Consider the following 19254-nt stretch of genomic DNA (forward strand, 5'->3'; position numbering starts at 1 on the left):
GATCAGGCTCCGGCTGCGAGCAGACGCGTCCGCGCCTCTTCGGTCGCGATGACTTCCTCGACGGGAATGTGAAAGTCACGGTGATAGTTGAAGGTGTGATAGATCGCGACCGCTATGATTGCCACAAAGCTCAGTGCCGCCAGCCACCAAACGTACCAGATCATCCCGGCCGCCAGCGCAATGCTGAGACCCGAGAGGACGACGCCGGTACCTGTATTCCTCGGCATGTGGATCGCCTTGAAGCCTGAGACCGGCCGGACATAGCCGCGCTTCTTCATGTCGGTGAACGTATCGCCATCATAGATCACCGGGGTGAAGGCGAAATTGTAGGAAGGCGGGGGCGATGATGTCGTCCACTCCAGCGTACGACCGTTCCACGGATCGCCTGTCGTATCACGCAGCTGCGCACGCTTCACGAACGTCATCACGAACTGCATCAGCATCGCGCCGATACCGATGGCGACCAGCACGGCGCCGAACGCTGCGATCATGAACCAGATCTGGTAAGAAGGATCGTCGAAGTGGCGCAGTCGGCGTGTCACGCCCATCAAGCCCAACACGTAGAGCGGCATGAAAGCGAAGTAGAAGCCGACCACCCAGAACCAGAACGAGATCTTGCCCCAGAATGGATCCAGCTTGAAGCCAAACGCCTTCGGGAACCAGTAATTGATACCGGCAAACATGCCGAACAATACACCGCCGATGATCACGTTATGAAAATGCGCGATCAGGAACAGGCTGTTGTGCAACACGAAGTCAGCGGGGGGCACCGCCAGCAGAACGCCGGTCATACCGCCGATCACAAAGGTAATCATGAAGGCGATGGTCCACATCATCGGAAGCTCGAAGCGGATCCGGCCGCGATACATGGTGAACAGCCAATTAAAGATCTTCGCTCCGGTTGGGATCGAAATTACCATCGTGGTAATGCCGAAGAACGAGTTCACACTGGCCCCTGACCCCATGGTGAAGAAGTGATGCAGCCAGACGACGTAAGCCAGAAGGGTAATGACCGCGGTGGCATAAACCATCGAGGTGTAGCCGAACAGGCGCTTGCCGGAGAACACCGCCGTGACCTCGGAGAAAATACCGAACGCTGGCAGAACCAGAATATAGACCTCGGGGTGCCCCCAGATCCAGATCAGGTTCACATACATCATCGGGTTGCCCCCGAGTTCGCTGGTGAAGAAGTTGGTGCCGACATAGCGATCCAGCGATAACAAAGCCAGCACGACGGTCAGGATCGGGAAGGATGCCACGATCAGAATGTTGGTGCACAGCGAGGTCCAGACGAAGATCGGCATCTTCATCCAGGACATGCTGGGCGCGCGCATCTTGACGATGGTGGCGATCAGGTTGACGCCGGATAGCGTCGTCCCGACGCCGGCAACCTGCAGCGCCCATATGTAATAGTCGACGCCGACATCCGGACTGTAGCCGATGCCCGACAGCGGCGGATAGGCCAGCCAGCCGGTACGCGCGAATTCGCCAACAAACAGCGACATCATCACGATCATGGCGCCGGCGACGGTCATCCAGAAACTGAAATTGTTCAAAAACGGAAACGACACGTCGCGCGCACCGATCTGCAGCGGCACCACGAAGTTCATCAGTCCGGTGACGAAGGGCATCGCCACGAAGAAGATCATGATCACGCCATGGGCGGTGAACACCTGGTCGTAATGGTGCGCCGGCAGGAAGCCGTCATTGGCACCGAATGCCATCGCCTGTTGGGCGCGCATCAAAAGCGCGTCGGAAAAGCCGCGCAACAGCATCACAAGGCCGAGCACGCAGTACATGATGCCGATTTTCTTGTGATCGACGCTGGTGAACCACTCCTTCCAGAGATAGCCCCACAGTTTGAAATAGGTCAGCGCACCGACCAGAACGACGCCCCCCGCCATCACCCCGAGAAAGGTGACGAGCAGAATGGGATCATGCAGCATCGGGAAGGATTCGAGCGTAAGGCGACCGAATAGCGGGCTAATGGCAAGTTCTGGCGTCGACATCTTGAATACCGTTCGGAGGTGTTATTGGCTGGACTAGTTGAGACCAGCTATGCTGAATGTACGCAGACGAGGCACCCCGGGTTTCGGCAGGCCCGCACCGGCGAGGCCGCCCTGGTCGCGGGGAAGCATCGGCGACGGCGGTGTGTTGGAATGCATAACACCCATCGGCTCCGTGACCGTGCAGATCTCAGCGACGAAGGTCGGGGCCCCCGTCAGCGGCGAATTGCGGCGAGCATACTTGTCCTGGGCCGTGGGCAACACGTTGTTGATGCTGACCATCCCGCCACCGCCCTTGGCGTCGATACGCATCATCTCGTCCATACACATCTTGCCAGGCTGCGCGCACATGTTGAGCGCGGCATGGTAAAGACCAGCATCGACCGAGCTGAAATAGCGCACCTGCTCGTTTTCACTGGCCTTTTCGAGTGACAGATAACCATCGCGGTCGAGTGCGCCACCGTCGCTCTTCACCTTCGCGACCCACGCGTCGAACTGGCTTGCACTCTGCCCGTGGAAACGGAACTTCATACCCGAAAAACCGGCGCCGCTGTAATTGGCCGAGAACCCATCATAATTACCGGCGGCGTTGATGACAGCGTTCAATCGGGTCTGCATGCCCGGCATGGCATAGATCTGCCCGGCCAATGCTGGCACGTAAAATGAATTCATCACGGTGGCAGACGTGATAGCGAAGCTGATCGGCCGGTCCACCGGCGCCGCCAACTCGTTGACAGTGGCGATGCCGAGTTGCGGATAGATGAACAACCACTTCCAGTCGAGCGCTACGACCTGAACCTGCAGCGGCTCGGTACCGGCCTTCACGGGCTGGCCCGAAGCGATGCGGTCGAGGGAGCGATAGGGGTCGAGCAGATGCGTGCCGGTCCAGGTGATCGCGCCGAGGCAGATGATGATCAGCAGCGGTGCGCCCCAGATGGCCAGTTCAAGCTGGGTCGAGTGATGCCAGTCCGGCTCGTAGCGCGCTTCGGTGTTCGCAGCGCGATAGCGCCAGGCAAAAAGCACCACGAGCGCGAGCACCGGAATGATGATAAGAAGCATCAGTCCTGTCGAGATCAGCAGCAGATCGCGCTGCTGCACGGCGACATCGCCGGAGGGACCGAGTACCACTGCATTGCAACCGGACAATAGCGCCAGAAGCGGGATCACGATTGCGGCGCGGCGGATGGATGAGCGGCTCATCAAGCCATGAAGATAATTTCGCATGCAGTGGCGATACACTCGGCCTTCGCAGGCGCACATTGGACATTTTGTCCAATCACTGTCCACGAGTAGATGCTTTAGACAAACGTCGGTAAGCGCTATGGTTTCTGTAAATAATTGCTTAAGGATTGACTGACGTCATGACTTCGATGCCCGCCACCCAGACAACGACAATGGAACGTGATGCGCAACGCATCAACACCAGTCACGGCCACCAGGTTGCACCGGGCGAGATCGCAATCGGAGTCATCATCGGTCGAACTTCGGAGTTCTTCGACTTCTTCGTTTATGCGATTGCGTCGGTGCTGGTGTTCCCGAAACTGGTATTCCCCAATACCGACCCGCTGACTGGCACGCTGTATTCGTTCGGCATCTTCGCGCTCGCCTTCGTCGCCCGTCCGATCGGGTCCCTCATCTTCATGTCGGTCGACCGTCAATACGGCCGCGGCCTCAAGCTGACCATCGCTATCTTTTTGCTCGGCGGATCGACGGCGGCTGTTGCGTTCCTGCCCGGCCATGCCCAGATCGGCGCTTGGTCCGGCATCCTGCTGGCGCTGTTCCGGCTTGGTCAGGGCGTCGCGCTAGGCGGCGCATGGGACGGCCTTGCCTCGCTGCTGGCGCTGAATGCGCCCGAGAAGGAGCGCGGCTGGTATGCCATGATTCCGCAGCTCGGCGCGCCGATCGGTCTGATCATCGCCAGCGCGCTGTTTGCGTTTTTCATTTCCACGCTGTCGGCCGCCGACTTCCTCGAATGGGGCTGGCGCTACCCGTTCTTCGTGGCCTTCGCCATCAACGTCGTCGCGCTGTTCGCGCGGCTGCGCATCGTTTCGACGCCTGAATATGCGTCACTGTTCGAAACTCGCGAGTTGCAGCCCTCCCCCGTCATCGAGACTGTGCGCCGGCAGGGGCGCGACATCGCCATTGGCGCTTTTGCACCGCTCGCCAGCTTCGCGCTGTTCCACATGGTGACGGTATTCCCGCTGTCCTGGGTGTTCCTGTTCACCAAGGAGGATCCAACCCGCTTCCTTCTCATCGAGATCGTCGGCGCGGTGGTCGGGATCATCGCGACCATCGCGTCGGGACTAATCGCCGATCGATACGGTCGCCGCGCTTTGCTGGGCGTCTCCGCGGTCGCCATCGCGGTGTTCAGTGGTTTCGCTCCGCAATTGCTCGACGGCGGCGCGGTCGGAGAAGTGATTTTCATGGTGACCGGCTTTGCGCTTCTCGGCCTGTCGTTCGGTCAGTCGTCTGGCGTGGTCGCCTCCAACTTCAGTAGCCTTTACCGGTACACGGGTGCGGCATTGACGTCGGATCTCGCCTGGCTGGTCGGTGCCGGCTTTGCGCCCTTTGTCGCGCTATTCCTGTCGTATCATTTCGGATTGCTGGCAGCCGGCGCCTATCTGCTGTCCGGCGCGGTCGCCACCCTGGTTGCCCTGGGCATCAACACCGAACTGGCGCGCAAGATCTCCTGATCTTTCGCCGCCGGTGGCCGTAATGCGGCACAGCGCGCTCGTGACGCGCGCTGTGCCGTGCTAGACTTGCTGGGCTAACCCGGCCGAGGTCGGCGCGCGGCATACAGGCTTATCCGCAATCGAAAGACCGACGTGAATTCGCCACAGGCTTCGATCCAGGAGATCACCAACAGCAAAAATCTGCTGCTGCTCGTCACGCTTCGCTGGCTGGCGGTCATCGGCCAGATTGTTGCGATCACGATCTCCACCGCTTGGCTCGATATCCCGCTGCCCGTCTGGCATATGGTTTCGGTGCTCGGATTTCTGATCGCGCTTAACGTCATCACCCTTTACCGCTATTCCAGCGGGGCCATCATCACCAATGCCGAACTGTTTCTCGATCTGCTGCTCGACGTCGCAACGCTGACGGTGCAGCTCCATTTGAGCGGCGGCGCGACAAATCCCTTTGTCACATTGTTTTTGCTACAGGCTGTACTTGCCGCCGTTCTGCTGCAGACTTGGTCAACATGGACCATTGTCGCCATTACCGGCGGTTGTTTCATCTGGCTGACCACCTCCTACAACGAGATCGGCTTTTCGACGCCGGAGGGGGCGAGCGCACATTCCAGGCTATTTGACCTGCACATCTATGGCATGTTCGTCTGCTTTCTGCTCGCGGCTGTGTTGCTGGTACTTTTTGTTACCCGCATCAACCGCAATTTACGTGACCAGGACCTGCGCCTCGCCGAATTACGTCAGCAATCGGCAGAGGAAGGGCATATTGTACGGATGGGTTTGCTGGCCTCGGGCGCGGCGCATGAACTGGGCACACCGCTTGCCACCCTGTCAGTGATCCTGAATGATTGGGAGCACATGCCAACGCTGTGCGCCGACGAAGAATTAACCATGGAAATCGCCGAGATGCAGACCCAGCTCAATCGCTGCAAGACCATCGTCTCCGGCATCCTTCGCTCGTCCGGAGAAGAGCGCAGTGAACATTCCGAGCGAACCAGCATCGTCTCGTTTATCGACAGCGTGGTCGATGACTGGGAGGATAGCCGGAATCCGGTCCGTTTCGAATACACCAACCGGCTCCATGTCGACTTCACGATTGCCTCCGACGTGCTGCTTCAGCAGGTCCTGTTCAACGTGCTCGACAACGCCCTTGAAGCATCGCCGGCGTGGGTCGGCATCGATATTTCGCGCAACGTCGAGATGCTGAGCATCGCTGTTCGCGACGCCGGCCCGGGCTTTGCGCCGGACATGCTCGCCGAGTTCGGCAAGCCATATCGTTCGACCAAGCAGAAGCCGGGGAGCGGGCTCGGCCTTTTTCTGGTCGTCAATGTGCTGCGCAAGCTGGGCGGTCAGGCAACCGCGGCAAACGTTCCTAACGGCGGGGCCATCGTCGAACTGCGCCTGCCCATCGCCGCACTGGCCGTCGAGACACACCATGCAGGGTGAACTGTCGCTGGTTATCGTCGAGGACGATGTTTCGTTCTCCAGAGCGTTGCGGCGTTCCTTCGAAAGAAGGGGTTACGAGGTCGCGGTGTGCGCGAAGGCCGAAGAGCTCATGACCCTCCTCAAGCAAGGCACGCCGCGCTACGCTGTCGTGGATCTGAAGCTGAACGGTCCATCCGGGCTGCAATGCGTGGAAATGCTTCACCGCAGTGATCCGGACATCAGGATTGTCGTGCTGACCGGCTTTGCCAGCATCGCCACAGCCGTGGAGGCGATCAAGCTGGGCGCCTGCCACTACCTTGCAAAGCCTTCCAATGCCGATGACATCGTGGCCGCGTTCGGAAAGGCCGATGGCGACACGACGGTCGCCTTGACCGCTCGCCCCACCTCCATCAAGTCACTCGAATGGGAGCGTATCCACGAAACGCTCGTCGAAACCGAATTCAATGTTTCCGAAACCGCGCGCCGATTGGGAATGCACCGACGCACCCTGGCGCGAAAATTGGGAAAGCGGCCACTGGGCTGACGGACGCGCCCGTGTCTGCTCGTATCCAGCGAAAATTCTCGCGCGAGCGATACATTTTATCGCGATTGCCGGTTCCAATGTTGCAATAGGGACCGACAGCAACACGCCTCTGGAGCTAAACGCGGTGAATGTGTGAAAAATGTACCGAGCTCGACAAGGCGATCAGGCGTTATCGCAGAGTCATCATGACGATTATTGATCCAGCGACGGTGGATCAGGCAGCCGCGTTGCTCCAGCAGGCCAACAGCCAAAAGGCCGAGTTGCACTCGAACTGGAACCCCGCCCCGGTGATGCGCCCGACCTCCTGAGCCGGGAGGGGCAGACGATTTTGGCCCACCGACATCCAAGAGTTGCGCGATCGCGGTTATCAGCTAAGGGGGGGCCGCGCACGGCTTCCTTAAAATACCGTGGGGGCCACACTGCGCATGGCCGTTGAATTCGTTCGCGATGCTTGAGTTACCGTTTCAAGGTGAGGGTTTTCCCCCAAGCAATGGGCTGTCAGCGCCGCTTCCGCAGCCAGCGCATCCCTCCCGATATCAACGGCCGGACATGCAGGAATGCGGAATATCCCATTTCTAGCACGCCCAGCACACGGCGGCGTTTTGCAATTCGGGCGGCCCAGCGCCAGCCCGGCAATTCTTCCCAGATGCGGACAAAGGCCGCGGCTCCCGACACCAGAGCACCGTCGTGATTACGGACATGCAACCGTTTCATCGCCTGTGGTCGGGTGAGATCAGGTCCCGTCGATGCCCCTGCCTGCGACACATCCCGAAAGCAGATTACCCTGGACGGGTCTTGGCCCCGGTAATATGCGATTTCGGCAGCACAAAGTGGGCATGAACCGTCGAAGTAGACGGTAAGTGACGCCGGGTCCGCGTCACCAGTCACCTGTATATTCTGTGTCATAATATAATTACGAATTGGAAGCCTTTCTGGATCACATTCTTCACTTCACAGCTCTGTGAACCGCATCGGATTCGCAAAAAGCTAGCGCGAACCATTGATCGCGCAGCCCTGGCCAGAGAATCTTCCCGCAACGTTCTCGCCCCGAAGATTTTCCGGTGCGGTGTGATCCAATCCCAAACTCTCATCGTACAAATACTTGTTTTGTAGGATCAGCAGTGCCGCTTTTACGGAGCGGGGCAAACACCGCCTGGTGGGGAATGGTATTTTTGAAAAAGGGGATGTTACCTTGACGACACATAGCACTCGCTTTGAGGCCGAGACCGAGCTTCCGCCGTCGCGTCAGGAAGCCGAGGCGGCGTTCCGCACCATCATCAGGTGGGCGGGCGACGATCCGAACCGCGCCGGTCTGCTGGAAACACCGGCACGGGCCGCGAAGGCGTTCAGGGAATACTTTGCCGGCTACGGCCAGAATCCCCTCGAGATCCTGAACAAGACGTTTGACGAGACCGGCGGCTATGAGGAAATGGTCATTCTTCGGGGCATCGCATTCGAGAGTCATTGCGAGCACCATCTGGCGCCGATTGTCGGTAAAGCATGGGTCGCCTATGTGCCGAACGGCCGTGTCGTGGGGCTCTCAAAGCTTGCCCGCGTGGTTGATGCCTATGCGAAACGGTTACAGATCCAGGAAAGAATGACCTCAGAGATCGCCTCGGCCTGCCAGGAAGTTCTGAAACCTCAGGGCGTGGGCGTGGTCATCAAGGCGACGCATCACTGCATGGCGAGCCGCGGTATTCACAAGGTCGGCGCGGAAATGATCACCAGCTGCATGTTGGGATGTTTCCGTGACAATCCAGCCACCCGGCAGGAATTCCTCGCGATCGCCAACGGTTCGTGATGCTGCAGACCGCTTGCAGCGACTGGTTCGTCAGGCCTAACGAATGGTTTGCTTCGTCGGGCGAGCCTCTCAGGCACACTGTTTTTTCGACGTTTGTATGTCACAGTCTTCGCGGCTACAACTTCCGGGCACACCTTGAACAAGGCCGTAACGAGCGAAGACAACCCGAGACTCGAATGATCGCAAAGTCAGCTTCGGCGAGCGATGCAAAAACACAGCAAGACCTCCTCGCACAGTCGATATCCAGGGTCGCCCTGCAGCGGGACCGCGCGGCCTTCGAACTGCTGTTTCGACATTTCGCGCCGCGAGTCAAAACCTACTGCATGAGGCTCGGTGCCGACGCTTCGATCGCCGAGGAAATTACGCAGGAAACGATGGTCTCCGTCTGGTCGAATGCGACTCAATTCGACCGACGCAAGGCGAATGTTTCCACCTGGATATTCACTATCGCCAGAAACCTCAGCATTGATCGGTTCCGCAAAAGCCGCCGTCCACAGTTCGATCCCTGCGACCCCGCCTTCGTTCCGGACGATGCGGAGCGACCGGACGCGATCCTCGAGCAGGGTGAGAACGAGGAACGTCTTCGGGACATCTTGCAGACTTTGTCTACCGCCGAACGGGACGTGTTGATGCTTTCATTTTACCGACACTTTTCTCACGGGGAGATCGCAAAGCAGCTCGACGTCCCGCTCGGAACAGTGAAATCACGCACCAGGCTCGCCTTCGCCAAAATTCGTTCGGCGATCGGAACGCGAGACCAGGCAAATAGCAAATGATCCAGTCCCACATCAGTGATGACATCCTGACAAGTTACGCGGCAGGCAGCCTCGACGAGGCGTCCAGCCTTCTGGTGGCATGCCATCTTTCACTGTGTCCGCATTGTCGGGCACGGGCCGCGAAAGCTGAACAACTAGGTGGTTTTCTTTTGGATGCGCTCGAGGAGACCGCCGTGTCGTCCGATATGATGGCCAACGTCCTTGCGCATCTTCCCGCGCCTGCCGCGAAAGTATCCTTGCCGGAGCTAACCGAGCCGCGCTTGCATGCCGTACTGCCAGCCCCGTTGCGCGATTATGTCGGCGGCGATATCAGCGAGCTGCGCTGGAAGCGCGTCGCACCCAAGGTGCATCAGATCGCGATTCCCATGAAGGACAAGCGGGCCCAGGCTCGTCTGCTTCGCTTCCGCAGCGGGATGATGGTCCCGTGTCACGGCCATAATGGTCGGGAACTGACGTTGGTACTGACCGGTAGCCTCTGTGACCACACCAGCACTTTATTTCGTGGTGATGTTGCCGAGACCGACGAGCGAACCGAGCACCAGCCATTCGCAGGCAGCGGCGAGGACTGCATCTGTCTGGCCGTGACCGACGCGCCTCTTCGTTTCAAGAGCGTTTTTGCACGGATTCTACAACCGTTGCTTGGAATCTGAGAAGTGGTCGCGTGCGAGAGATCGCAAACACAAGGACGCCACATGTTGAAGTATTGCGCGGCATATGTTTCGACGGCCGTGGTTTTTCTCGTCGCGGACCTGGTCTGGTTGAGCAGGACGTTCGGACTTTATCGCCGGGCGATCGGCGAAATGATGCTTGATACGCCCGACTGGAAGGCCGCTACCGCGTTCTACCTCGTCTATATGGCAGGCATCATGTTCTTCGTCGTAGCTCCGGCCCACGACGCCGGGTCATGGACATCCGCCGTGTTGTCCGGCGCGCTATTCGGACTCGTTGCCTTCGCAACCTATGACATGACCAATCTGGCGACGCTGAAGCGCTGGTCGCTGTCCATGAGTCTGATCGATATGGCCTGGGGCATGTTCGTTACCTCCATATCGGGACTTTCTGGCTTCCTTGCATTGCAATTGACAGGGTATTGAGCATGTCTCAGCGGCACACGACCCAACCCACCGGGCGCAGTTTCGCCCGCAGCCACGCAATGCCAGACATCAGCGAAGTGTCGCTCGGCTTTGCCATCAACGAAACCGCTGCCGCCATCTCCTCCGTCCATCTCGCACGCCTTCTTGGCGGCGTCTCGGACCGGGATCAGCCCGCTTTCGCGGAACTCTATCGCCTGACAAGTGCGACGCTGTTCAAGACCGCCATACTGATTATCAAGCGCTGCGACGGCGCCGAGGACGTACTTCAGCAATCCTATGTGGATATCTGGCAGAAGGCCGCGACCTTCGACGCCTCGCTGCATTTACCCATCAACTGGATGAACGCGATTGTTCGTAAACGTGCCATCGGACAAATCCGCCGGGGCATCGAGCCTCGTCACCATGACTTCGGTCCAGCCCTGCCTATCGATAGTCGAACGTCGCCGCGATTGAACGATCCACTATCCGACATCGCTGCTGCGGCATGCCTGGTCGGCGGGGCCGCGGCGGACCGACGCAAGGTAATATCGATGGCCTACCTTCATGGCGAAAGCCGTGAACAATTGTCGGTTCGTCTTGGCGTACCGGTCGGCGCCGTGAAGGCCCTGCTTCGTCAGGCCCTGCTGGAACTTGACGCGGTTCCGGAATAGCAAGGATTGAACGCGCCCAGCGCAGGTTTGTCGATTTCCGTTTCGACCATATTATTGCGACTGGCAGTGATCCAACGCGGCGAGCGCTGCGTATTAATTAATGCGAACAAAAAAGGTCGACTACCCGGCGACAAACGCTATCGTTAGTGGAAACAAGATGATTGCTGACAGCATTAAATCCGTTGGTTCTGGTCCCGATGCAACCGGGCATTTCGGTTCATTCGGCGGACGTTTTGTTCCCGAAACCTTGATGCCGCTCATTCTCGATCTCGAAATTGCCTATGATTCCGCTCGTAAGGATCCACTTTTCAGATCCGAGATGGACGGCTACATGAAGGACTATGTGGGCCGCCCCAGCCCGCTGTATTTCGCTGAGCGAATGACGGAGCATCTTGGCGGCGCCAAAATCTACTTTAAGCGCGACGAGCTGAATCACACTGGCGCCCACAAGATCAACAATGTGCTCGGACAACTTCTGATCGCTATCCGGATGGGGAAAAAGCGTATCATCGCCGAGACCGGTGCCGGCATGCATGGTGTCGCAACGGCGACCCTTTGCGCGCGCTTCGGGCTTGATTGTGTCGTCTACATGGGATGCGTTGATGTCGAGCGGCAGAGCGCGAACGTTCTTCGTATGGGTATTCTGGGAGCGGAAGTCCGGCCGGTCCAATCCGGATCGGGCACCTTGAAGGATGCGATGAACGAAGCCTTGCGCGACTGGGTCACAAACGTCGATGATACCTTTTATTGCATCGGCACGGTTGCCGGTCCGCACCCCTATCCCGTAATGGTCCGCGACTTCCAATGTATCATTGGCCGTGAAACCCGTTCCCAGATGCTGCTCGCGGAGGGCCGCCTGCCTGACTCACTGGTTGCCTGCGTTGGCGGCGGTTCCAACTCGATTGGCCTGTTCCATCCTTTCCTCGACGACACCGACGTGGACATGTACGCCGTCGAGGCTGCGGGACGTGGCCTGGATACCGGCCATCATGCTGCCTCGATCACCAAAGGCCGGCCCGGAATTCTGCATGGCAATCGAACCTATCTTCTCACCGACGATGATGGCCAGATTGTCGAGGGCCATTCGATCTCAGCCGGTCTGGATTATCCCGGGGTAGGTCCGGAACATGCTTGGCTCAATTCGGTGGGCCGGGTGAACTATTGCAGCGCGACGGATGAGGAGGCCTTGTTCGGCCTGCGCCTGTGTTCCAGGCTTGAGGGCATTATTCCGGCGCTTGAGCCGGCGCACGCCATCGCAAAGGTGATTGCGCTTGCGCCGACCAAGCCAAGGGACCACTTGATGGTGGTCAATCTGTGCGGACGGGGGGACAAGGATTTGTCGACGATTGCAGAGCTTATGAAAGCCCCAGCTTTTGGACATTGATACCATCCGGTTTGGTCGCTCGGGCGAACCTGACAAGCCAACCACTTTGTTTTGATTTACTCATGGACAATGAAGATCATCGAAAAATCCCCCTGCCTGCCGTCTGGCTCGGAGGACTCGGTTTGCTTCCGTTTTTGCTGTGTTCCGGGGGGGCGATTTTCACAAATGGCGCACTCAAGGCTTTAAGTCAGAGCGCCTTGATCGGCTACGGGGCTGTTATTTTAAGCTTCCTGGGCGGGATCCACTGGGGACTTGCCATCCACGAGGATCAACACGCCCGTGACAAGACGCTTCGACAACTGATCATGAGCGTGCTTCCGGCTCTGGTGGCCTGGCCATGCTTGTTGTTGCCGCCGATCGCCGGTTGCGCGGTGCTCGCAGGCGCATTTATCGCGATGCTCATAATTGATCTCGAGGCATCAAAAAGCGGAGCGGCGCCATCGTGGTATCCGCGTTTGCGTTGGCCGCTCTCCGTCGTGGCCGCGGTCCTGCTTGTCGCTGGCGGCTATTTCTAGCATGAAACAAATCTGCAAGGGTCGTTCACCCGGCGGAGCCAGCGGCTCAGCACAACCCACAGCGAACGGAGGTTGGTCTTGGTGAGTAGTTGGCAGCCGATCGCGACGGCCCCCAAAAACGATGAGCGCATTCTCGTTGACGGCGGGACCTGGGTCCGGGGCAACAAGATGACGCTGCCCCAGCCATTCCCCTGCCTGGTGATGTGGGACGAGACCGAGTGGCTGATTTGCGACAATGAAGGCCCGCGATCCTTGATCCGGGGGCCAAAGGTCTGGATGCCCATCCCCCTGCAATGGATCGAAGGCACCATCTAACGAGGGCCGCGCCCGTTCGATGGGCCGTAAGCGCGGTTAAGGCGCCTCTGCTGTCCAGACAATGATATCCTTGGCGATGCGCCCAAAGGCAGCGTTGAAGGCAGTGACCGCCTCCCTGGGCTCCAGCGGATCAAACTTCTGCTCTGCCTCGAACCGCCGCGCGGCGATGACCTTGTCTTCCTTGTCGAGAAGACGCGCCGAAAAGCTGATCTGCGCGGCCGGCCCGCCCTCCGTCGTGATCTGAAAACGTCGAATATCAATCACCAGCTGCCGTTCCGCTGGCGCGCCACCGGCCGCCCGCAGTGGCGCGTGGACGATGTCGTAATTCTCGAAACTTTCGATCAGACGGGCTTGTAGCAACGCCGGAATACTGTCCGCCCACATCGCGTTCTCGAAGGCCGGGACGGATGCGGCTGATGAAAACAGAAAACGCTGCGTCTGCAGCATTGCAATGCCGGTAAGCTCTGGCAGGCTGATTTGCATCTGGAGGGCTTTGCCCGGCGCCGCCACGTCCTGCGCGGCGCGCAAATCGTAAGTTGTCTTTGGCGCGGCGGCGGGGCCGCCGCCCGTCATCTTTTCAAGGCCCGCGACGATGCCATCGAGCTTGCCGGTGTTCCGCGCCAGGCCGTCGGAAAAGACCTGGAGATTGGCAATCGTGCTCTTCAGCGATTCGGAATTGTCAGCCAACACGCCATCGACCCGACGCAGCGCATCGCGCGCCGCCTGGCTCATACTTTGCCCGGCTCCCGGCTCGGCAACCAACGTCGGCACCGGCCCACTATTGGTTAGTAGCTTTCCCCCCTCCAGCTCAATGACCGGCACGCCGGTCAGGCCCTGGAATTCCAGTCCAACCTTGGTGTCGCTCCGCACCGGCGTCGTTATGGCGACCGAAATGGTCGCATTGACCTGACGCGGATTGTCGACAGCCAGTGCGAGATCGGTGACCTCGCCGACGCGAATGCCGTTGAACAGAACGCCGGCGCCAACCAGCAGGCCGGGCACCGGTCCGTTGAACTGGATATGATAATCGGCACGCGGTCCAAGGCTGCCGGTGTTGTGCAGCCAGTAGACGAAGCCGAAGACGGCGCCGATGGCGGCGATCACCAGGGCGCCGACGATGATGAAGGGGGCGCGGGTTTCCATGGACTAGCTCGCTTTCGGTTGCAGCATCAGGGATCGCTTGCCGTGGAAGTAGGCCCGCACCCAGGGATGCTCGGATTGCAGCAGATCGGACATGCTCCCGATCGCAACGATCTTGCCGTCGGCCAGCGCCGCCACGCGATCGCAGATCGTATTGAGGCTGGCGAGATCGTGAGTGACCATGAACACCGTGAGCCCGAGGGTTTTCTGCAGCGTCTTGATCAGGGTGTCGAATTCGCCGGCGGCGATCGGGTCGAGCCCGGATGTCGGTTCATCGAGAAACACGATAGCCGGGTCGAGCGCGAGTGCGCGGGCCAGCGCCGCGCGCTTGGTCATGCCGCCTGAAAGTTCGGACGGAAATTTGTCGCCGTCGCGCGACGACAGGCCGACCATCTCCAGCTTGGCGTTGGCGATCTCGTCAAGCAGCTCGTCCGACAACGTCAGATTTTCACGCAGCGGGAACTGGACGTTCTGCCGCACCGTCAGCGACGAGAACAGCGCGCCCTGCTGGAACAGAATGCCCCATCGGCCGGCGGCGGACTTCGTCCGTCGATCCCCGGCGGCACCGATCTGTTCTCCCATCACCTCGATCGCCCCGCTTTGGCGCGGGATCAATCCAATGATGGTGCGCATCAGCACCGATTTGCCGCCGCCGGAGGCCCCGACAAGGCCGAGAATTTCGCCGCGGCGGACGTCGAGCGACAGATGATCAATCACCACCTGCTTGCCGAAGCCGACAATAAGATCGCTGACGCGGATGGCAAAGGGATTAGCTGTATCCGGCATCTCTACATCCCGACCGATGCGAAAAAAATCGCAAAAACACCGTCGAGGACGATCACCAGGAAGATCGACTTCACCACCGAAGTGGTGGTGCGCCGGCCCAGCGACTCCGCGCTGCCCTTGACGCGCAGCCCCTCGCTGCACGCGACAATGCCTATCACCAGCGCCATGAACGGCGCCTTGATCATGCCGACCGCGAAGCTGTTCACGGATACCGCCTCATGCAACCGTGCGATGAAGATCGCAGGAGCCATGCCGCCATAGGACCAGGCCACCAGGCCGCCGCCATACAGCGCCGCCGTCGAACCAATAAAGGTCAGGATCGGCAATGCACAGATCAAGGCGATCACCCGCGGCAGGATCAGGATATCGACGGGATCAAGACCCATGGTCGACAGCGCATCGACCTCTTCACGCATCTTCATCGAGCCGAGTTCGGCGGTGTAGGCGCTGCCGGAACGTCCGGCGACCATGATCGCCACGATCAGAACGCCAAGTTCACGCAGCACGAGAATGCCCACCATGTCGACCACATAGGAATCGGCGCCGAACTTCCGAAAATGAAAAATTCCCTGCTGCGCGATGATGGCGCCAATCAGGAAGGTGATCAGCACGACGATCGGGATGGCCTGCCAGCAGACCCGATGAAACTGGTAGACCAGCGAAGTCAGCCGCAGCGTGCGCGGGTGCCGGACCACGTGAAGAAGGGCGAGGCACAGCGCGCCCAGCATTTGCAAAAACGCGGCAACGTCCTCGGTGGCGCCAAGGGCGCCGCGGCCGACATCATCCAGCCGCGCCGTAACAGCGTTGGCCCGCGGCGGTTGTTTCGGTTCATGTCGGTTAACCTGCCGGACTTCCTCGATCAGCCCCGCATACTGCTCGGCGACACCGACGATATCCGCCGGATGACTGACGCGCGTGGCGCGCCGGGTCATTTTCTCCAGCAGCCAGGCCCCCAGCGTATCGAGTTCACCCACGCCGGTCAGGTCGATCCTGAGGGCCGTCGCCTGCTCCAGCCGAGTGGCGATCGCTTCGAACAGGCTTTCCATGACGACGACATGGGCCGCCGTCCAGGATCCGCTTGGAGCGAGTTCGAGGGCGCCACCTGTTGATCGCGCGGCCAAAAGCGGTGCCAGGGCCAAGACGGTCATTCTCCTCGGTTGCAGTAATTAGGGTCTAGGCCGGCACGTTCCCCGCCTGTTGAGCTGCATCAATCCGCAGACTGGAGATATGGCGATCGCGTCGGACCGCGCCGGGGTGCCGAAAGCAAGCGACCAAGTGTTCACACCGGCCCAGGCCCGTCCTTGGCCTGTTCCTCGGCCAACAGTCTCAGAAGAAGACGATGTCGCTCGGGATCGCGCGCCACCTCGGGGTCGGCCAACAATTTCTTGTACATCATAATATTTTCGCGGTGGATGTAATGCTCCATGCGGACCTCCAACCACTGCGCTCGCTGGAAGCGCCTGCATCTCTCGATAGAACGCTTCCCAACATAGCACCAGCCTGAAGTCGAGGCGTTTTCAGGCGCGGCGTGGGCCTGATCGGCGATGGCGTTTCATGGCCTTGATCTCCGAAACCGCAGCCCTTGCCCTGCCCATCTCGCCGTCATGATCGCCGTCCTGCGGGCGCAAGTGCGACTACACGGGGGTCATCCATCTGGAGTCTTGCATTGCCGCCCTGAAATCCCTACTTAGAATTATTCTAAATAGGACCTCATTAATGATATCGCTGGATCAATTGTCGGAAAGTGAAGTTCTCGCCCTTGCCGTGAGCAACGAGGAAGAAGACGGCCGAATCTACGCCGACTTTGCGGAAGGTCTCCGGCAAGATTATCCCGACACCGCCATGATTTTCTCGGATATGGCCGACGAGGAGAATGAACACCGGCGCATGCTGATCGAGCTTTATATATCGAAGTTCGGCAATCATATCCCGCTCATCCGGCGTCAGGATGTGCGTGGCTTCGTGCCGCGCAAGAAACTCTGGCGGGTGCGTCTGCAGGGCATCGAGGCGGTTCGCCAGCAGGCGCGGCAGATGGAGCAGGACGCGGCGCGGTTCTATCAGCGCGCGGCCCTGCAAACGACCGATGCCGCCATTCGGAAATTACTCGGTGATCTGGCGGCGGCGGAGATGCAGCACGAGCGTACGGCGGACCACATTGGTGCACGCAGGCTTTCCGACGAAGCCAGGGACAATGAGGACATCAGCGCCAATCGCAGTTTCGTGCTGCGAATTGTGCAGCCCGGACTGATCGGCCTGATGGATGGCTCGGTCTCGACACTGGCACCGGTATTCGCCGCCGCCTTTGCGACGCATAATTCTTGGAATGCCTTTCAGGTCGGCATGGCCGCTTCGCTCGGCGCCGGGATTTCAATGGGCTTCGCCGAGGCGCTGGCCGATGACGGCAAGCTCTCGGGTCGCGGAAAACCGTATTTGCGGGGCTTGGTCTGCGGACTCATGACTATCGCCGGCGGCGTCGGTCATACGCTGCCCTACCTGATCTCGAATTTCTATACGGCGACGGCGCTCGCGGCGCTGGTGGTCGTGCTTGAACTGTTGGCGATCGCTTTCATCCAATGGCGCTACATGGAAACACCGCCGGTATCCGCGGCTTTGAAGGTGATGCTGGGCGGAGGGCTTGTGCTGGCGACGGGCGTCCTGATCGGGACCAGTTAGCCAGTCGCGGAAGCGGGATCGCGCGCTCGGTGTGGGTTCAACGGCAGCAAGATACCCCCCAGACATCTCGCTCCGGCACCGGTCGGCTCCCATGCCTTGCGCATACGCGAGATCGCACCACATCCGAAGCTCCGAGAGTAAAAACCACCGAGAAAGATGATCTTGAAAAAATACGTCACGGCTGGATGCGCGGTCGGCCTTTTGTGGCTATCAACGCCAGTGGTTTTCGCCGCCGATCTTGAACATGGCCGTCGCGTTTTTCAGGCTTGCGCGTCATGTCACATGATTGATTCTGATCGCAGCGCGTTCGGCCCCAGCCTGAAAGGCATTGTGGGGCGGCCTGCCGCCGCCGCAGCTGACTATAATTACTCCACTGCCATGAAAGCCGCGGGCGCCTCCGGTGTTGTCTGGGACGAGCAATCTCTGGCCGAGTTCCTCGCAAGCCCTCAGACAAAAGTGCCGGGCACAAAAATGCGCTTCTGGGGCCTGTGGAAGTGGGAGACCGGCGATTTGATCGCCTACCTCAAGACCACAACGCGCGATGAGACCTCTCAGCCGGTTACACCATAGCTTCTGCCATCACATCCCCATCAGCGCACACCAACGCTGGCTGTACAGCCCGACGAAACGAACCCGCCAGCATCTTTTTACGATGGGTGACACCTCGATCAGATCATCTGGTGCACCGGAGTTCGATCTTCATTCGCGGAAAAGCCTGCTTTCAGTCTTACCCTATCGGTTCATCAGACTCATCCAACTCCGGGGTTTCGAAATGCTGAAGCGGATCTTTTCACCATCCACCGGCATGTTCAAAACGCGGTCGGCCGACCGCGATAGCGCGACCGACCAGGGCGCAGTCCTGGCCATTGCGAAGGCGATCGATCTAGCCGTCGAAACAGCCGCGGCGGAACGTTCCGGGTTGAAACGGCGAATGGACGACGTTATTTCGCGAGCGGCCATCGTCGGCGGCAACGAGATCGAAGAATATCGGCCACACCCGGACGCGCGCTCTGACGTCCTGCATAAGGCCGACCTCGATATTCGGGCCGGAGAGGCACGGCTTCTGATCCTCGACAGCAATATTTCCAGTTTCTTGCTTCTCAGGACCGAACTGCAGAGCCGCTTTCCGGCCATCGCTCTGGATCTGCCTATGGCATCGGGCACCAAGCCGGACCGCTAATAGCTGAGCGCATTTGGTCGGCCGACACCGCAATACAAAAATCCGCTGCGCGTGACCTCCTCGGGCGAATAGATGTTCCGAAGATCCACGATCACCGAGCACGCCATGATCGACGCCAATTCCTTGAGGTCAAGCGCCCGGAATTGCTCCCACTCGGTGACAATGACCAGCGCGTGGCAGCCTTTGGCACACTCATAGGCATTTTCACAAAAGGTCACATTGTCGAACACCTTTCTGGCTTCATCCATGCCGACCGGGTCGTAGACGCGGACGCCCGC

23 protein-coding genes are annotated in these 19254 nt (G+C 59.5%); 15 read left to right on the plus strand and 8 right to left on the minus strand.

Annotated elements, in window-relative coordinates:
- Positions 1-2: 2 nt before the first annotated feature.
- Positions 3-2009 carry a cytochrome o ubiquinol oxidase subunit I gene (cyoB, locus tag Q0S16_RS15325; protein WP_295849726.1) on the minus strand — a complete coding sequence of 669 codons (2007 nt, stop codon included), beginning with the start codon at positions 2007-2009 and terminating at the stop codon, positions 3-5.
- Between the two features lie 33 nt (positions 2010-2042).
- Entirely contained in the window at positions 2043-3230 is a 1188-nt protein-coding gene (cyoA, locus tag Q0S16_RS15330) for a ubiquinol oxidase subunit II (protein ID WP_295849728.1), read from the minus strand.
- A 170-nt stretch (positions 3231-3400) separates the two neighbouring features.
- Between cyoA and Q0S16_RS15335 the strand changes: the two genes are divergently transcribed.
- The 4 genes from Q0S16_RS15335 to Q0S16_RS15350 all read left to right on the plus strand — a co-directional run bounded on the left by Q0S16_RS15335 (position 3401) and on the right by Q0S16_RS15350 (position 6970).
- Positions 3401-4699: an MFS transporter gene (locus Q0S16_RS15335; RefSeq protein WP_295849775.1), complete on the plus strand. Its 1299-nt coding sequence runs from the start codon at positions 3401-3403 to the stop codon at positions 4697-4699.
- A 132-nt stretch (positions 4700-4831) separates the two neighbouring features.
- Complete coding sequence (locus tag Q0S16_RS15340; RefSeq protein ID WP_295849730.1) at positions 4832-6139, plus strand: ATP-binding protein; 1308 nt, start codon at positions 4832-4834, stop codon at positions 6137-6139.
- Positions 6129-6662, plus strand: a complete 534-nt coding sequence (locus Q0S16_RS15345; protein WP_295849732.1) for a response regulator transcription factor — start codon at positions 6129-6131, stop codon at positions 6660-6662. The genes Q0S16_RS15340 and Q0S16_RS15345 overlap by 11 nt, the downstream gene beginning before the upstream one ends.
- A gap of 185 nt (positions 6663-6847) precedes the next feature.
- Positions 6848-6970, plus strand: coding sequence for a hypothetical protein (locus Q0S16_RS15350; RefSeq protein WP_295849734.1), 123 nt, complete (start codon positions 6848-6850; stop codon positions 6968-6970).
- Positions 6971-7160: 190 nt separating this feature from the next.
- On the opposite strand, the gene Q0S16_RS15355 is transcribed toward Q0S16_RS15350, so the two are convergent.
- A complete protein-coding gene (locus tag Q0S16_RS15355) occupies positions 7161-7568 on the minus strand; it encodes a DUF393 domain-containing protein (RefSeq protein WP_295849736.1) in 408 nt (135 codons plus the stop codon).
- A gap of 286 nt (positions 7569-7854) precedes the next feature.
- Here Q0S16_RS15355 and folE point away from each other — a divergent pair, with 286 nt between their 5' ends.
- The 8 genes from folE (at position 7855) to Q0S16_RS15395 (ending at position 13197) form a co-directional block, all read left to right on the plus strand.
- Entirely contained in the window at positions 7855-8463 is a 609-nt protein-coding gene (gene folE, locus Q0S16_RS15360; protein WP_295849777.1) for a GTP cyclohydrolase I FolE, read from the plus strand.
- Between the two features lie 176 nt (positions 8464-8639).
- A complete protein-coding gene (locus Q0S16_RS15365) occupies positions 8640-9239 on the plus strand; it encodes a sigma-70 family RNA polymerase sigma factor (RefSeq protein ID WP_295849739.1) in 600 nt (199 codons plus the stop codon).
- Positions 9236-9889 (plus strand): ChrR family anti-sigma-E factor, encoded by a 654-nt coding sequence (locus Q0S16_RS15370; RefSeq protein ID WP_295849740.1) that lies wholly within the window; start codon positions 9236-9238, stop codon positions 9887-9889. Before Q0S16_RS15365 ends, Q0S16_RS15370 begins: the two co-directional genes overlap by 4 nt.
- 42 nt (positions 9890-9931) lie before the next feature.
- Positions 9932-10333 (plus strand): DUF2177 family protein, encoded by a 402-nt coding sequence (locus Q0S16_RS15375; protein ID WP_295849742.1) that lies wholly within the window; start codon positions 9932-9934, stop codon positions 10331-10333.
- A gap of 2 nt (positions 10334-10335) precedes the next feature.
- Positions 10336-10983 carry a sigma factor-like helix-turn-helix DNA-binding protein gene (locus tag Q0S16_RS15380; RefSeq protein WP_295849744.1) on the plus strand — a complete coding sequence of 216 codons (648 nt, stop codon included), beginning with the start codon at positions 10336-10338 and terminating at the stop codon, positions 10981-10983.
- Between the two features lie 157 nt (positions 10984-11140).
- Positions 11141-12367, plus strand: coding sequence for a tryptophan synthase subunit beta (gene trpB, locus Q0S16_RS15385; protein WP_295849746.1), 1227 nt, complete (start codon positions 11141-11143; stop codon positions 12365-12367).
- Between the two features lie 62 nt (positions 12368-12429).
- Positions 12430-12882, plus strand: a complete 453-nt coding sequence (locus Q0S16_RS15390; protein WP_295849748.1) for a DUF3429 domain-containing protein — start codon at positions 12430-12432, stop codon at positions 12880-12882.
- Between the two features lie 168 nt (positions 12883-13050).
- Positions 13051-13197, plus strand: coding sequence for a hypothetical protein (locus Q0S16_RS15395; RefSeq protein WP_295849750.1), 147 nt, complete (start codon positions 13051-13053; stop codon positions 13195-13197).
- A 36-nt stretch (positions 13198-13233) separates the two neighbouring features.
- On the opposite strand, the gene Q0S16_RS15400 is transcribed toward Q0S16_RS15395, so the two are convergent.
- The 4 genes from Q0S16_RS15400 to Q0S16_RS15415 all read right to left on the minus strand — a co-directional run bounded on the left by Q0S16_RS15400 (position 13234) and on the right by Q0S16_RS15415 (position 16549).
- The gene (locus Q0S16_RS15400; protein WP_295849752.1) at positions 13234-14340 is read right to left on the minus strand and encodes an ABC-type transport auxiliary lipoprotein family protein; all 1107 of its coding nucleotides are present in this window, start codon (positions 14338-14340) and stop codon (positions 13234-13236) included.
- Between the two features lie 3 nt (positions 14341-14343).
- Entirely contained in the window at positions 14344-15123 is a 780-nt protein-coding gene (locus Q0S16_RS15405; RefSeq protein ID WP_295849754.1) for an ATP-binding cassette domain-containing protein, read from the minus strand.
- A 2-nt stretch (positions 15124-15125) separates the two neighbouring features.
- Positions 15126-16271 carry an MlaE family lipid ABC transporter permease subunit gene (locus Q0S16_RS15410; protein WP_295849756.1) on the minus strand — a complete coding sequence of 382 codons (1146 nt, stop codon included), beginning with the start codon at positions 16269-16271 and terminating at the stop codon, positions 15126-15128.
- Positions 16272-16402: 131 nt separating this feature from the next.
- Positions 16403-16549: a hypothetical protein gene (locus Q0S16_RS15415; protein ID WP_295849758.1), complete on the minus strand. Its 147-nt coding sequence runs from the start codon at positions 16547-16549 to the stop codon at positions 16403-16405.
- 290 nt (positions 16550-16839) lie between these two features.
- On the opposite strand from Q0S16_RS15415, the gene mbfA reads away from it, so the two are divergent.
- From mbfA to Q0S16_RS15430, 3 genes are all read left to right on the plus strand, one after another.
- Complete coding sequence (gene mbfA, locus Q0S16_RS15420; RefSeq protein WP_295849760.1) at positions 16840-17796, plus strand: iron exporter MbfA; 957 nt, start codon at positions 16840-16842, stop codon at positions 17794-17796.
- 156 nt (positions 17797-17952) lie between these two features.
- Positions 17953-18366: a cytochrome c family protein gene (locus Q0S16_RS15425; protein WP_295849762.1), complete on the plus strand. Its 414-nt coding sequence runs from the start codon at positions 17953-17955 to the stop codon at positions 18364-18366.
- Positions 18367-18568: 202 nt separating this feature from the next.
- Positions 18569-18976, plus strand: a complete 408-nt coding sequence (locus tag Q0S16_RS15430) for a hypothetical protein (protein ID WP_295849764.1) — start codon at positions 18569-18571, stop codon at positions 18974-18976.
- Here Q0S16_RS15430 and Q0S16_RS15435 read toward each other — a convergent pair.
- Positions 18973-19254: UDP-glucose/GDP-mannose dehydrogenase family protein (locus Q0S16_RS15435; RefSeq protein ID WP_295849766.1), on the minus strand; the 282-nt coding region annotated here is incomplete at its 5' end. The genes Q0S16_RS15430 and Q0S16_RS15435 overlap by 4 nt on opposite strands.

It is taken from the genome of Tardiphaga sp. (assembly GCF_025356345.1).
Classification (GTDB): Bacteria; Pseudomonadota; Alphaproteobacteria; order Rhizobiales; family Xanthobacteraceae; genus Tardiphaga.

Coding starts and splice junctions, on each gene's coding strand:
- cyoB (WP_295849726.1), bottom strand. CDS start 2,009: ATGTCGACGCCAGAACTTGCCATTAGCCCGCTATTCGGTCGCCTTACG.
- cyoA (WP_295849728.1), bottom strand. CDS start 3,230: ATGCGAAATTATCTTCATGGCTTGATGAGCCGCTCATCCATCCGCCGC.
- Q0S16_RS15335 (WP_295849775.1), top strand. CDS start 3,401: ATGGAACGTGATGCGCAACGCATCAACACCAGTCACGGCCACCAGGTT.
- Q0S16_RS15345 (WP_295849732.1), top strand. CDS start 6,129: ATGCAGGGTGAACTGTCGCTGGTTATCGTCGAGGACGATGTTTCGTTC.
- Q0S16_RS15350 (WP_295849734.1), top strand. CDS start 6,848: ATGACGATTATTGATCCAGCGACGGTGGATCAGGCAGCCGCGTTGCTC.
- Q0S16_RS15355 (WP_295849736.1), bottom strand. CDS start 7,568: ATGACACAGAATATACAGGTGACTGGTGACGCGGACCCGGCGTCACTT.
- Q0S16_RS15365 (WP_295849739.1), top strand. CDS start 8,640: ATGATCGCAAAGTCAGCTTCGGCGAGCGATGCAAAAACACAGCAAGAC.
- Q0S16_RS15370 (WP_295849740.1), top strand. CDS start 9,236: ATGATCCAGTCCCACATCAGTGATGACATCCTGACAAGTTACGCGGCA.
- Q0S16_RS15375 (WP_295849742.1), top strand. CDS start 9,932: ATGTTGAAGTATTGCGCGGCATATGTTTCGACGGCCGTGGTTTTTCTC.
- Q0S16_RS15380 (WP_295849744.1), top strand. CDS start 10,336: ATGTCTCAGCGGCACACGACCCAACCCACCGGGCGCAGTTTCGCCCGC.
- trpB (WP_295849746.1), top strand. CDS start 11,141: ATGATTGCTGACAGCATTAAATCCGTTGGTTCTGGTCCCGATGCAACC.
- Q0S16_RS15390 (WP_295849748.1), top strand. CDS start 12,430: ATGGACAATGAAGATCATCGAAAAATCCCCCTGCCTGCCGTCTGGCTC.
- Q0S16_RS15395 (WP_295849750.1), top strand. CDS start 13,051: ATGACGCTGCCCCAGCCATTCCCCTGCCTGGTGATGTGGGACGAGACC.
- Q0S16_RS15400 (WP_295849752.1), bottom strand. CDS start 14,340: ATGGAAACCCGCGCCCCCTTCATCATCGTCGGCGCCCTGGTGATCGCC.
- Q0S16_RS15405 (WP_295849754.1), bottom strand. CDS start 15,123: ATGCCGGATACAGCTAATCCCTTTGCCATCCGCGTCAGCGATCTTATT.
- Q0S16_RS15410 (WP_295849756.1), bottom strand. CDS start 16,271: ATGACCGTCTTGGCCCTGGCACCGCTTTTGGCCGCGCGATCAACAGGT.
- Q0S16_RS15415 (WP_295849758.1), bottom strand. CDS start 16,549: ATGGAGCATTACATCCACCGCGAAAATATTATGATGTACAAGAAATTG.
- mbfA (WP_295849760.1), top strand. CDS start 16,840: ATGATATCGCTGGATCAATTGTCGGAAAGTGAAGTTCTCGCCCTTGCC.
- Q0S16_RS15425 (WP_295849762.1), top strand. CDS start 17,953: ATGATCTTGAAAAAATACGTCACGGCTGGATGCGCGGTCGGCCTTTTG.
- Q0S16_RS15430 (WP_295849764.1), top strand. CDS start 18,569: ATGCTGAAGCGGATCTTTTCACCATCCACCGGCATGTTCAAAACGCGG.